Origin of the sequence: Pseudomonas sp. 7-41, from assembly GCF_021233075.1 — a bacterium.
GTDB classification, from domain to species: domain Bacteria; phylum Pseudomonadota; class Gammaproteobacteria; order Pseudomonadales; family Pseudomonadaceae; genus Aquipseudomonas; species Aquipseudomonas veronii.
On the sequence record NZ_CP089551.1, the window covers coordinates 2,527,011 to 2,539,450 of the forward strand.

15 protein-coding genes are annotated in these 12,440 nt (G+C 61.6%); 7 read left to right on the forward strand and 8 right to left on the reverse strand.

Features of this window, described 5'->3' with window-relative positions:
- The 3 genes from LQ249_RS11490 to LQ249_RS11500 all read right to left on the reverse strand — a co-directional run bounded on the left by LQ249_RS11490 (window position 1) and on the right by LQ249_RS11500 (window position 1,059).
- Entirely contained in the window at window positions 1-174 is a 174-nt protein-coding gene (locus LQ249_RS11490; RefSeq protein ID WP_017847020.1) for a hypothetical protein, read from the reverse strand.
- 91 nt (window positions 175-265) lie between these two features.
- Entirely contained in the window at window positions 266-460 is a 195-nt protein-coding gene (locus tag LQ249_RS11495) for a hypothetical protein (protein WP_017847021.1), read from the reverse strand.
- 245 nt (window positions 461-705) lie between these two features.
- The gene (locus LQ249_RS11500; protein ID WP_046384035.1) at window positions 706-1,059 is read right to left on the reverse strand and encodes a hypothetical protein; all 354 of its coding nucleotides are present in this window, start codon (window positions 1,057-1,059) and stop codon (window positions 706-708) included.
- A 156-nt stretch (window positions 1,060-1,215) separates the two neighbouring features.
- Between LQ249_RS11500 and LQ249_RS11505 the strand changes: the two genes are divergently transcribed.
- Window positions 1,216-2,034 carry a shikimate 5-dehydrogenase gene (locus LQ249_RS11505; protein WP_232566469.1) on the forward strand — a complete coding sequence of 273 codons (819 nt, stop codon included), beginning with the start codon at window positions 1,216-1,218 and terminating at the stop codon, window positions 2,032-2,034.
- A gap of 60 nt (window positions 2,035-2,094) precedes the next feature.
- On the opposite strand, the gene LQ249_RS11510 is transcribed toward LQ249_RS11505, so the two are convergent.
- On the reverse strand, window positions 2,095-2,745 hold the full coding sequence (locus LQ249_RS11510) for a YceH family protein (protein ID WP_046384033.1): 651 nt from the start codon (window positions 2,743-2,745) through the stop codon (window positions 2,095-2,097).
- A 116-nt stretch (window positions 2,746-2,861) separates the two neighbouring features.
- Between LQ249_RS11510 and LQ249_RS11515 the strand changes: the two genes are divergently transcribed.
- The gene (locus LQ249_RS11515; RefSeq protein ID WP_017847025.1) at window positions 2,862-3,371 is read left to right on the forward strand and encodes a DUF1993 domain-containing protein; all 510 of its coding nucleotides are present in this window, start codon (window positions 2,862-2,864) and stop codon (window positions 3,369-3,371) included.
- Window positions 3,372-3,454: 83 nt separating this feature from the next.
- Here the strand turns inward: LQ249_RS11515 and sstT are convergent, their stop codons facing one another.
- Window positions 3,455-4,675 (reverse strand): serine/threonine transporter SstT, encoded by a 1,221-nt coding sequence (gene sstT / locus LQ249_RS11520; RefSeq protein WP_232566470.1) that lies wholly within the window; start codon window positions 4,673-4,675, stop codon window positions 3,455-3,457.
- Window positions 4,676-4,905: 230 nt separating this feature from the next.
- Between sstT and LQ249_RS11525 the strand changes: the two genes are divergently transcribed.
- Window positions 4,906-6,060: an MFS transporter gene (locus LQ249_RS11525; RefSeq protein WP_046483161.1), complete on the forward strand. Its 1,155-nt coding sequence runs from the start codon at window positions 4,906-4,908 to the stop codon at window positions 6,058-6,060.
- A 4-nt stretch (window positions 6,061-6,064) separates the two neighbouring features.
- On the opposite strand, the gene nhaR is transcribed toward LQ249_RS11525, so the two are convergent.
- Window positions 6,065-6,967 (reverse strand): transcriptional activator NhaR, encoded by a 903-nt coding sequence (nhaR, locus tag LQ249_RS11530; RefSeq protein WP_017847030.1) that lies wholly within the window; start codon window positions 6,965-6,967, stop codon window positions 6,065-6,067.
- A gap of 134 nt (window positions 6,968-7,101) precedes the next feature.
- Between nhaR and LQ249_RS11535 the strand changes: the two genes are divergently transcribed.
- The 4 genes from LQ249_RS11535 (at window position 7,102) to mnmH (ending at window position 10,365) form a co-directional block, all read left to right on the forward strand.
- Complete coding sequence (locus LQ249_RS11535) at window positions 7,102-7,353, forward strand: hypothetical protein (protein ID WP_017847031.1); 252 nt, start codon at window positions 7,102-7,104, stop codon at window positions 7,351-7,353.
- A gap of 28 nt (window positions 7,354-7,381) precedes the next feature.
- A complete protein-coding gene (locus LQ249_RS11540; RefSeq protein WP_057004902.1) occupies window positions 7,382-8,131 on the forward strand; it encodes a TerC family protein in 750 nt (249 codons plus the stop codon).
- 96 nt (window positions 8,132-8,227) lie between these two features.
- Window positions 8,228-9,262, forward strand: coding sequence for a selenide, water dikinase SelD (gene selD / locus LQ249_RS11545; protein ID WP_057004903.1), 1,035 nt, complete (start codon window positions 8,228-8,230; stop codon window positions 9,260-9,262).
- Window positions 9,262-10,365 carry a tRNA 2-selenouridine(34) synthase MnmH gene (gene mnmH / locus LQ249_RS11550; protein ID WP_232566471.1) on the forward strand — a complete coding sequence of 368 codons (1,104 nt, stop codon included), beginning with the start codon at window positions 9,262-9,264 and terminating at the stop codon, window positions 10,363-10,365. The genes selD and mnmH overlap by 1 nt, the downstream gene beginning before the upstream one ends.
- A 38-nt stretch (window positions 10,366-10,403) precedes the next feature.
- On the opposite strand, the gene LQ249_RS11555 is transcribed toward mnmH, so the two are convergent.
- A complete protein-coding gene (locus tag LQ249_RS11555; RefSeq protein ID WP_026140034.1) occupies window positions 10,404-11,459 on the reverse strand; it encodes a permease in 1,056 nt (351 codons plus the stop codon).
- 58 nt (window positions 11,460-11,517) lie between these two features.
- Complete coding sequence (locus tag LQ249_RS11560; protein ID WP_046384028.1) at window positions 11,518-12,219, reverse strand: hypothetical protein; 702 nt, start codon at window positions 12,217-12,219, stop codon at window positions 11,518-11,520.
- Window positions 12,220-12,440: the final 221 nt, after the last annotated feature.

The window sequence follows — 12,440 nt, forward strand, 5'->3', positions numbered from 1 at the left end:
TCAGGCGCGCAGCCTGAAGGTTGCCGCTTGTTGCTCGGCAGCCGATAACGACGTGAGCGGGCCGCTGACGGGTTCGCCATCGTGCATCAGGTACCAGCAGGCGAGTACACCCAGCTTGCGCAGGGGGGCAGGAACGGCGCTGCCGATGACGGACATGATCTGAATAGTGGGCATATGGACCTCCAATCGCTATGAGGGTCACCTTACGGGGTGCCAGCGTCGAGGAAAAATCACCCGGCTTGATAGTCGACATCAACGCCAGGCGTCACTCCACCACTTGATCGAGCATGTGTACCACTTCTTGCTCATTGAGCAGGCCTTTGCGCACCAGGCTTTCGGTCAGCAGTGCGAGGAATTTTGCGCTGCGGTGGCCTTCCAGGTGCTTGAGTTCGGTCAGTGCGCTGTAGACCTTGCTGGACGTACAGAGTCCGGCTACGTGGTGTGGATTTTGCGTGGGCATGGTCAGCCGTCCTTGTTGTTATCGGGTTCAGAGGTGGGATAGTGAAAGTGAGTCGTGACACAAACATGACAGCGCGAGACCCGGTCGGGCAAGTAGACTTTCGGCTTCGATGATGTGGGATTACGACTCGGCCATTGTCCTTATAACGACCTTGGTACGATCAATCCGCGCGAGGTGCGATAAAACGCCATGCAAAAAAAGGCCCCGCGGGTGGGCGAGGCCGGTTCAGGCAGATCGGTTCAAGCTTACCAACCGCGACCATAGTAGCCGTGGGGGTGGCCGTAATAGCCACGCGGTGGCCCGTAATACACCGGCGCCGGGCGGTAATAGACTTCTTGTTGCACATACACCGGCGGCGGTGGTGCGTAGTACACAGGCGGCGGTGCGGCGTAAACCGGTTGCGGTTGCACATACACCGGCTGCTGCACATAGACTTCACGGGGTTGGCTGGCAACCACGGAGCCTACGACGGCGGCGCCGACTAACGCACCCAAGACGGCCGGACCACCCCATCCACCACCGTGGGCGGAGGCTTGGCCTGCCATAGCGAGTGCACCGATAAGCAAGGCGATCTTGGGGATTTTACGAATCATGGTCATTCCTCGGTTAGCCCCTGCGCTTGTGGCCTGCAATCAATTGGCTCAAGTAATGTCGCGGGGATACTTTTAAGACAACGTATTTCTGAAAAACAGCACGGCCGATTGGTAAAGATTGTGTAAGGTCTGTACCGATTTGCTTACTTCAAGGAGTTACCCATGCAGATGCACCCCAACAAGGATACCCAACTGTGCATGTCACTGTCGGCGCGTCCCGGGAATTTCGGCCTGCGATTTCATAACCATTTGTATGAACAACTGGGTCTGAATTTCTACTATAAAGCCTTCAGCAGCCAGGATTTAGCCGGCGCGATCGGCGGTATCCGGGCGTTGGGGATTCGCGGTTGCGGGGTGTCGATGCCGTTCAAGGAGGCCAGTATTGCCCTGGTGGACGAACTGGACAGTTCGGTCAAAGCCATCGCGTCCCTGAACACCATCGTCAACACGGCCGGCCATCTCAAGGCCTACAACACCGACTACATCGCCATCGCGCAACTGTTGAAAAAGCATGCAGTGCCGACAGATTCGACCTTTGCCCTGCGCGGCAGCGGCGGCATGGCCAAAGCCGTGGCCAGCGCCCTGCGCGACGGCGGGTATGCCAATGGCGTGATCGTGGCGCGTAACGAAGCGGCGGGCAGGGCGCTGGCGCAGAGCCTGGGTTATCAATGGCAGGCGCAACTGGGCGATCTGCGCCCGCAGATGTTGATCAACGTCACGCCGATCGGCATGACCGGCGGGGACGAGGCCGATCAGTTGGCTTTCGAGGCTGACGCGGTGGACCAGGCGCAGACTGTGTTCGATGTGGTGGCGATCCCGGCGGAAACACCGTTGATCGTGCGCGCACGTGCCCAAGGCAAGCGCGTGATCACCGGGCTGGAAGTGATCGCGATCCAGGCGCTGGAGCAGTTTGTGTTGTACACCGGGGTGCGGCCGACCCAGGAGCAGTTCGAAAGCGCCGTCGCGTTTGCGCGAGGCTGAACAGCGCGGCCAATCACCTGTAGGAGCAGGCAAGCCGGCTCCTACAGGGGGTTGAGCGTGTCAGGCCTGTTCCAGCTGTGCCAGCCGTTCTTCGAGCGCGGCAATCCGCGCTTCCAGCTCTTCGATGCGCTCGACTGAGACCCCGCCGGCCCCGCGTTCCACCGGGTTGCCGCGCGCCGCGATAATCGCCTCGATATCCGCCGGGTCGCCCAGCGCGTGGGTATAGCGATCCTCGCGTTGCCCCGCCTGGCGCGGCACCAGCACGGCCAGTCCCCGCGCAATCAGGCGTTCCAACTGGTGTACGACCTGGTCGGCGTCTTCGAAGTCATGCATGCGCCCGCTGCGGGTCAGCAGTTCGTTGACCGTCTGCGGCCCACGCAGAAACAGCAGCCCGGTCAGGATCACCTGGGCCGGCACCAATTCCAGGGCCTTGTCGACCCGGTGTTCCCAGCGGTCGGCGCGGCTGCCCATGACCAGGCGGGTGAAACCCTGGCCTTCCAGCACGCGCAGGCTTTGGCCGACCTGGCCTTGACTGAGGTTCATCACCGGCTCGCGGCTGGTCTTCTGGTTGCACGCCAGCACCAGCGCGTTGAGGGTCAGGGGGTAGGTTTCCGGGTTGGTCGCCTGTTTTTCGATCAGGCAGCCCAGGATGCGGATTTCCGTGCTGTTCAGGCGCGGCTCAGGGGTGTCGATATCGTGTTCAGCGGTCATCGCGCTTTCCCTATGCAGTGAACGCACTAGCCTAATCCCGAAAAAATAAAAGACAAGCGGCCGGCATGGCTATAATCGCAGCTGGTTCCAACCCAGCCCTTACCGATGAGACTGTCATGACTATTTCCCTGTACGCCGCTTCCGTCCCAGTCTTCAAGCAAATGCTCACCGCCCTGAGCGGTGTGCTGGACAAAGCCGAAGCCCACGCCACCGCGAAGAACATCGAACCCAACGCCTTGCTGCAAGCGCGCCTGTTCCCGGACATGTTCCAACTGGTGCGCCAGGTGCAGATCGCCGTCGACTTCGCCAAGGGCGTTTCCGCGCGCCTGGCCGAGATCGAAGTGCCGAAATACGAAGACAACGAAGTGACCTTCGCCGACCTGCAAGCGCTGATCGCCAAGGTCCTGGCGTTTATGGACAGCATCAAGCCCGAGCAAATCGACGGCAAAGAAGGCATCGAGATCATCACTCGCCCAGGCACGCCGAAAGAGAAGCGCTTCAGCGGCCAGTCCTACCTGCTGACCTACGGCCTGCCGCAGTTCTTCTTCCACGTCACCACCGCTTACGCACTGCTGCGTCACAACGGTGTGGAAGTGGGCAAGCGTGATTACATGGGCGCTTTCTGAATAACCGTGTGCTGAGCGCATAAAATAACAAAGCCCGGGGTCGTTCCGCTGTGAACGGCCCCGGGCTTTTTTGCGAGCGCTGTTTAAACCGGCTGCTCTTCCTTGCCCAGGCACGCCGCCGCAGTAAACAGCACATCGGTGGACGAGTTGAGCGCGGTTTCCGCCGAGTCCTGCAACACACCGATGATGAAACCTACGGCCACCACCTGCATGGCGATATCGCTGGAGATGCCGAACAGGCTGCACGCCAGCGGGATCAGCAGTAGCGAACCGCCGGCCACGCCCGACGCACCGCACGCGCAAATGGCGGCGACCACGCTGAGCAGCACGGCGGTGGGCAGGTCTACGATGATGCCCAGGGTGTGTACGGCGGCCAGGGTCAACACGGTGATGGTGATCGCCGCACCCGCCATGTTGATGGTGGCGCCCAGCGGGATCGACACCGAGTAGGTGTCTTCATGCAGGCCCAGGCGTTTGCTCAACGCCAGGTTCACCGGAATGTTCGCTGCCGAACTGCGGGTGAAGAATGCCGTGATGCCGCTTTCGCGCAGGCACATCAATACCAGCGGGTAGGGGTTGCGGCGCAGTTTCCAGAATACGATGGCCGGGTTGACCACCAGCGCCACGAACAGCATGCAGCCGATCAGCACCACCAACAGGTGGGCGTAGCCGAGCAGGGCGCCGAAGCCGGAGGTGGCCAGGGTCGAGGCCACCAGGCCGAAAATCCCCAGGGGCGCGAAGCGGATCACCACGCGCACGATCAAGGTCACGCCGTTGGACAGGTCATCGAGCACCGTGCGGGTGGTTTCGCCGGCATGGCGAATCGCGATGCCCATGCCGATGGCCCAGGCCAGAATGCCGATAAAGTTGGCGTTCATCAGCGCGCTCACTGGGTTGTCCACCACGCTCAGCAACAGGCTCTGCAACACCTCGACGATGCCGCCGGGGGCGCTCACGGTGGCGTCGTGGGTGGCGAGCACCAGCGGCGAGGGAAACAGCGTGCTGGCGATCACTGCAACCACGGCGGCCGCGAAGGTGCCCAGCAGGTAGAGGAACAGGATCGGCTTGATGTGGGTTTCCTGGCCGTGTTTGTGGTTGGCGATCGACGCCATCACCAGCACGAACACCAGGATCGGCGCCACGGCCTTCAGCGCGGTGACAAACACTTTGCCAATGAAACCGGTGGCCCTGGCGGCGTCGGGCGACACGAAGGCCAGCAGAATACCGGCGATCAGGCCGATGACGATTTGCGTGACCAGGCTGACGCGCGTGAGTCGTTGGAAAAGGGAAGGGGCAGCAGTCATAAACGGTTGTCTCTGGTTTTTTTAGTAGGACGCAGCATTGCAGGTGGAGCGCGCTGTAGGAAGCGGGCGCGGAGTCTATCATGCTGTAGGAAATGTCCCTGTTGATGCGGCATTCCGTCACCCATTTGCGGCCAATTCGCACAGATCCTGTTAATATCGCCGTCTCTCATCTTTCCTCTTCGTCAGCGGGCCTCCGGGCTTTCGTTGATGTTGTCGTTTCTGGAGTTTTCATGCTGTTTCCCATCCTGCTGCTGTCGGCCGCCGGTTTTACCGTGCTGACCACAGAATTCATTATCGTCGGCCTGTTGCCGTCGATTGCCCGGGACCTGAATGTCAGCGTGTCCCAGGCCGGCCTGCTGGTGACGCTGTTTGCGTTCACCGTGGCGGCGTTCGGCCCGTTTCTCACGGCCTACTGCGCGCGGTTCCAGCGCAAGCGCCTGTTCATCACGATTTTGATCATGTTCGCCGTGGCCAATGGCGTGGCGGCGCTGGCGCCGAATATCTGGGTGATGTCCCTCGCGCGCTTGATTCCGGCGTTGGGTTTGCCGGTGTTCTGGGCGCTGGCCAGTGAAACGGCGGTGGACATCGTCGGCCCGGCATACGCCGGTCGCGCCATCGAGAAGATCGGCTTCGGGATCGTCTGCGCCACCGTCTTCGGCATTCCGGTGGGCACGTTGATTTCCGATATGTTCGGCTGGCGCAGCGCGTTTGCGGTCCTCGCGGTGATTGCCTTGGCCAAGGCGCTGCTGCTGTTTGTCTACCTGCCGGTGACACAGGCGAAGAACGCGCAGGTGACGTTGCGCTCGCAATTCAAGCTGCTGCGCAGCCCGTTGATGCAGGGGCATATCCTGCTGTCGATCCTGGTCTTCAGCGGCATGTTCACCGCCTACACCTACCTGGCCGACATCCTTGAGCGCCTGGCCGGCTTCGACGGCACGCTGGTCGGCTGGTGCCTGATGGGCTTTGGCGCGGTCGGGTTGATCGGCAACTCCCTGGGCGGCCGTGCGGTGGATCGCCACCCCTTGATTGCGTCGATGGTGTTCTGCGGGTTCATGATCGGCGGCATGGTCGCGTTGGTGCCGGCGATTCACTCCACCATCGGCCTGGCGGCGGCGATGGCCGTGTGGGGCGTGACCCAGGCGGCGATGTTCCTGGTCAGCCATGTGCGGCTGATGAAGGCTGCGCCGCATGCGCCGGCGTTTGCCGCGTCGCTGAATATTGCCGGTGGAAACCTCGGTATCGGTCTCGGCGCCTTGGTCGGTGGGCATGTGATCGACACCCTCGGCCTGGCCAGCCTGGGCCTGGCTGCGTCCGGGTTCATCCTGGTGTCGATGCTGCTGGCGCTGTGGCTGATGAGCGCCAAACCGCTGCCGACTGGCGCTTGAACCCTCAGGGCAGGGCGGTGAACAGTTCTCGCCTGGCGCCTTCGGTAATCGCCACGATGCCGGGGTGCTTGACCTTGCGTTCCACCGAAATCGCATAGAACGATTCGGTCACTGCCTCGGTCTGGCCAATCAGCGCGACGCCGTACTGGCGCACCACCTCATCGGCGATCACGCTGGGGGCGATAAAGATCCCGCTGCCGGATTGGCCGAATGCCTGCATCAAGGCACTGTCGTCGAACTCGCCGATGATCTTCGGTTGGATCTGTTGCTCGGCAAACCAGCGCAGCAAGCGGCTGCGCACCACGGTCTCCGCCCCCGGAATCAATAGCGGCGCGCCCTGTAAACACTGTGGGAAAACGCCGCGGTGTCGGTCAGCCAGTGCTTGGGTAGCGAAAAAACTGATGCCGCATTCGCCCAACTTCTGGCTGTAGCCTTTGATGTCCAGATGCGTGGGCATGGGGCTGTCGGAAATCACCAGGTCGAGGCGCTGGATCGCCAGGTCGGCGAGCAGGCGTTCGAGTTTGTCTTCGCGGCAGGTGATGCGGATCGGCTCGCTGAGCTCCATGGTCGGCGCGATCAGCCGGTAGACGATGGATTTGGGCACCACATCCGCCACCCCGACGCGAAACAGAATCTGCTGCTCATTCGGCTGGGCGCGCAACATCGCCTCCAACTCGTTGCCGGTCTGGAACATCTGCTCGGCATAGGGCAACGCCTGGCGCCCGGCTTCGGTCAGCTCGAGCTGACGGCCAACCCGCTGAAACAGGGCGATACCGAAGGTTTGCTCGAGCAGACTGATCTGCCCGCTGATGGTCTGAGGGGTGAGGTTCAGTTGCTCACAGGCGCGCACGATGCTGCCGGTCTTGGCCACCACCCAGAAGTAATGCAATTGTCGGTAATTGAGCATGCCGGCCTACACTTCGTTAAAGCCGAAGTATACGCGAGAAAAATACGAATTTTCCTGAAGTGTTCCCCTGCATAGAATGCATCGCTATCGAGGGGCCACTATTTGGACCCAATGGTTCTAATGAGGAAAACATCATGAAACTCAATTCTCTGGGCGCGGCATCGTTGCTTGCGCTTTCATTAGTAGTGGTCAGCGGTTGTGATCAGGTCGAAAAAAGCGCACAGCAGGTGATGGGCAAGGCCAGCGAATCGGCCAAGCAAGTGATCGATGACACCCACAAGGCCGCCGAGCAGGCATTGAGTGAAGCGACCCAAGGCCTGATCAGTCCGCAGAAAAAAGACGATCAGCCGCAAAACGAGTCTGAATCGACGCGTAAAGAAGCCTAATTTCCCAGCACAACGTCAGGATTGATCTATGGACTACCTTGTACAACTGGCCGCCAGCCCCACCGCCTGGGTCGCACTGGCGACCTTGATCGTGATGGAAATCGTGCTGGGCATCGATAACCTGATCTTTATCTCGATCCTCACCAACAAATTGCCCGAGCAGCACCGGGCCAAGGCGCGGCGCATCGGCATCAGCATGGCGTTGGTGTTGCGCCTGGGCCTGTTGAGCACCATTGCGTTCATCGTGCAGTTGACCACGCCGGTGTTTGAGATCCTCGGCCAGGCGTTTTCGTGGAAGGACATGATCCTCATCGCCGGCGGCCTGTTCCTGGTCTGGAAGGCAACCACCGAGATCCATCAAAGCATGGACCCGGAGCCTGAAGAGAAGGCCAGCAGCGGCAATGTCGTGTCCATCGGCTTTGCTGCGGCCATCGGCCAGATCCTGATGCTCGACCTGGTGTTCTCCATCGACAGCATCATCACCGCCGTGGGCATGACCGAGCATTTGCCGATCATGATCGTTGCCGTGGTGACCTCGGTCATCGTGATGCTGGTGGCGGCTGAACCGCTGGCCAAGTTCATCCACGACAACCCGACCGTGGTGATGCTGGCCCTGGGCTTCCTGATCATGATCGGCATGACCCTGATCGCCGAAGGCTTCGGTGCCCATGTGCCAAAAGGCTACGTGTATGCGGCCATGGCGTTCTCGGCGGCGATCGAGTGCTTGAACATCGCCCGGCGCAACCGCCACAAGCGGTTGCTGGCCGCCCGCCAGTAATCGCAGCAACCCAAAAAGGCCGGCTGTGCTCGTAAGAGCCCCGCCGGCTTTTTGCCGTCTGTTAGAATCCGCGCACTTGATAGCTTGAGGTCCACCATGAACGAGCCGATTCGCCTTACCCAGTACAGCCATGGCGCGGGGTGTGGCTGCAAGATTTCGCCCCAGGTATTGGAAGTGATCCTCGCCGGCAGCGGCGCACAGAACCTTGACCCCAACCTGTGGGTGGGCAACGCCTCGCGGGATGATGCGGCGGTGTACGCCATCGACGACGAGCGCGGCGTGGTCTCCACCACTGATTTTTTCATGCCGATTGTCGATGACCCGTTCGACTTCGGCCGGATCGCCGCCACCAACGCGATCAGCGACATCTACGCCATGGGCGGCGACCCGTTGATGGCCATCGCCATTCTGGGCTGGCCGGTGAATGTCCTGGCGCCTGAGGTTGCCCGCGAAGTGATCCGTGGCGGCCGCTCCGTGTGCGACGAGGCTGGCATTCCCCTGGCCGGTGGCCACTCCATCGATGCGCCGGAGCCCATCTTCGGCCTGGCCGTGACCGGCATCGTGCAAAAGCGCCATATGAAGCGCAACGACACCGCCACCGTCGGCTGCCGTTTGTACCTGACCAAGCCCCTGGGCATCGGCATCCTGACCACTGCCGAAAAGAAGGGCAAATTGCGCGAGGCGGATATCGGCCTGGCTCGTGACTGGATGTGTACCCTCAACAAGCCTGGCAGCCGCTTCGGCAAACTGGCCGGCGTCACGGCAATGACCGACGTCACCGGCTTCGGGCTTTTGGGCCACTTGGTGGAAATGGCTGACGGCAGCGGCGTGACGGCACGCATCGAATACGACAAAGTCCCACGCCTGCCCGGGATCGAGGACTACCTGGACCAGGGCTGCATGCCGGGCGGCACCTTGCGCAACTTCGACAGCTACGCGAGCAAGCTCGGGCGCCTGCAGGAGCTGCACAAGCGCGTGCTGTGTGACCCGCAGACCAGCGGCGGCCTGCTGATCGCCGTTACGCCCGCGGGCGACGCCGAGTTTCATGCGGTCGCCAGCGAACTGGGCCTGACCCTTGAGCCCATCGGTGAATTGGTTGAGCGACAGACCCACGCGGTAGAGGTGTTTTGATGGCGACTGACATCACCGACTACCGCGACATCTTCCTCAACGACCGGCCGATGATGGATACCCGCGCGCCGGTCGAGTTCGCCAAGGGCGCGTTCCCGGGCGTGGTCAACCTGCCACTGATGACCGATGACGAGCGTCAGCGGGTCGGCACTTGCTACAAACAGCAGGGCCAGCAAGCGGCTATCGTGCTCGGACACGAACTGGTGTCCGGGGCGATCAAGGCCGGGCGTATCGAGCAATGGGCGCGGTTCGCCCAGGCCAATCCCGACGGCTACCTGTACTGCTTTCGTGGCGGGCTGCGCTCGCAGATCGTGCAGCAATGGCTGAAAACCGAAGCCGGTATCGAGTACCCCCGCGTCGGCGGCGGCTACAAAGCCATGCGTGGTTTTTTGCTGGAGACCGTCGAACAGGCGGTCGCCGAGTGTGATTTCGTGTTGCTGGGCGGCATGACCGGCACTGGCAAGACCGAAGTACTCGGCCAACTGCGCAACGCCCTGGACCTGGAGGGCCACGCCAACCATCGCGGTTCCAGCTTCGGCAAGCGGGCCACAGTGCAACCGTCCAACATCGACTTCGAGAACCGCCTGGCGGTGGACCTGCTGAAAAAACGCGCGGGCGGCGTCGAGCAGTTTGTGGTCGAGGATGAGAGCCGCATGATCGGCAGTTGTGCGCTGCCGTTGCCGTTGCACAAGGGCATGCAGACCTTTGCGATGGTGTGGCTGGAAGACACTGTCGAAGGCCGGGTCGAACGTATCCTGCGCGATTACGTGGTCGACCTTTGCGCTGAATTCATCGCGGTATTTGGCGAAACCGGCTACGTCCTGTTTGGCGAGCGCCTGACCCAGAGCCTGGCCAATATCCACAAGCGCCTGGGCGGCGAGCGTTTCCAGCGGTTGCAGGCGATTCTGCAGGACGCCCTGGCGGAACAGACCCACAGCGGCGCTGTGGACCTGCACCGGGTGTGGATCGAAGGGTTGCTGCGCGAGTACTACGACCCGATGTACGCCTTCCAGCGTGAAAGCAAAGGCGCGCGCATCGAGTTTGTCGGGGAGCAGGCAGCGGTGGTGGAGTATTTGCGCGAGCGTGGTGCATTGCGAGGTTGATGCCTGCCTGCAATAAGGCCCTCAACCCCGCCTGCCACTTACAGAATCGCCGCTCCAATCAAGCCGCAGACCACGCCTACCAGCATGGTCAAGCCGGCCACGGTGACCAGCACCCGCGCGTCGAAATCCTTGCGCAACATCAGCAGCGACGGCAGGCTCACGCTCGGCAGGGTCATCAACAGGGCCACGGCCGGGCCGCTGCCCATGCCCAGCGTCATCATGGTTTGTACGATAGGAATCTCCGCGGCGGTCGGAATCACGAACAGCGTGCCGACAATCGCCAGCGGCACCAGCCACAGCAGGCTGTCGGCCATCGCCCCATCCACATGAGGAAACAGCCAGACCCGCGCCGCGCCCAATACCAGCACTGCCAGGATATACACCGGGATCGTGCTCCAGAACAGTTGCCACAGGGTGCGCAACCAGCGGCTGAAAAACGGTTGCGACTCGATCACGCTGGCCTCGGCCACCGCGCCCAGCGCCGCTTCCGGCACTTGTTCCGGGCGCGCGATGCGCTGGGCCACCAGGGACACGCCCACCACCAGCACAATCCCCGCCACCAGCCTTAACGCCGTGAAGCCCCAGCCCAGCACAAACCCCATGAATACCAGGGTGGCCGGGTTCAGCACCGGGTTGGCGATCCAGAACGCTAGCGCCGCGCCCACCGACACTTGCTGCCGGCGCATGCCTGCCGCCACCGGTGCCGCGCAGCAACTGCACATCATTCCGGGCAGCGCGAACAGCCCGCCGCGCAGGGTCGAACCCAGCCCGGCACGCCCGAACAGGCGCAGCAGCCAGTCGCGGGGGATCAACACTTGCAGCAACGAGCCCAAGATCACCGCCAAAACGGCGGCTTTCCAGATCGCCAGGAAATACACCTGGGCGTAGGCCAGCGCCGCGGCCAGTGGCGAGGTTTGCTGGTCATTGAGAATCGACGCGCCGATGCTGTGGTTGTCGGCGGCGACGAACGCCTTGAAGTAGTAGGGCGACCACTTCACGTAGTAGAGGCCGATGCAGGCGACCAGCAGGAACAGCGCTGGTTTCCACCAGAACGACCAGCCCCGGTTGGGCTGGGTGGAGACGAGGTTGGACATGGTGTTGATCCGCAGATGAGTCAATAGCCGCGCATCATACGCCTCTATTGCTCAGGCTTCAGAGGTCTGCGCTGACCTGCGTCGCCGGTGGGCAGGTTTGTTCGCCGTTGTTCAGGCCCTGCTTGTAGTTGCGGCTCAGCAGCGAGGCCTTGCCGTTATGCCAGGTGAGCGTCAACACATACAACGTGTCGTAGTCATTGCCGGACCAGTCTTGGGTGATGGTGTGCTTTTCGCCCACCGCTTCGCTGGCCACCTTGTTGATCAATTCCGGCAGATAGCCGTGGGACCAGGCGGTGTAGATGATGGCGTTGTGGTACTTGTTTTCCACCAGTTCGTCGGCGAGGGCGCTGGTGTCATTCGCCGAAAACTTGATGTTCACCGGCAAGCCGAGCTTGATCGCGCTGGGGCTGATGGTCATCAGTGGGCGAATGTAGCTGTAGGAATTATCTTTTTCGCCTTCCTCGACATTGCGCGTCGGGTTGGCGGCGAAGACGAAGTTGGCCTTGCCGAACTTTTCCGGCAGCACGGTGGCCAGGTTCATCGCACGGTTCAGGCCCTGGCAATTGAGTTGGCCCAGGCCGCCGACGGGTTTTTCGCCGTGGCGCAGGAACACCAGGGTTTGCACGCCGTCCACCGATTCGGCGCGGCTGATGCGCGATTGCAAGGTCAGGTCGAGGGCGCCGCCGACCAGCAACAGCGGTAATATGATGTATGAATATCGTTTGAGGCGTTGCGCAAGGCACAGAGGCTTTATTGTCATTGGGCTCGAGTCTTCAGTGCATCGGATTAAGGCGGACAAGCCCGGCCCCAGTGACACACGCGGCGTCCTGCGGGTTCCGTGTCTTATTAACAGGGTGCCTCCATTCACCGTTCAGCGCACTTAAGAGTCCACTCGGCCACTTTGGTTCGCTCGTGGGGGAGAGTAGCGAGGGCATGTTGCGCAATGATGACCCATGCAGGATGCCGGACAGATGATTATCA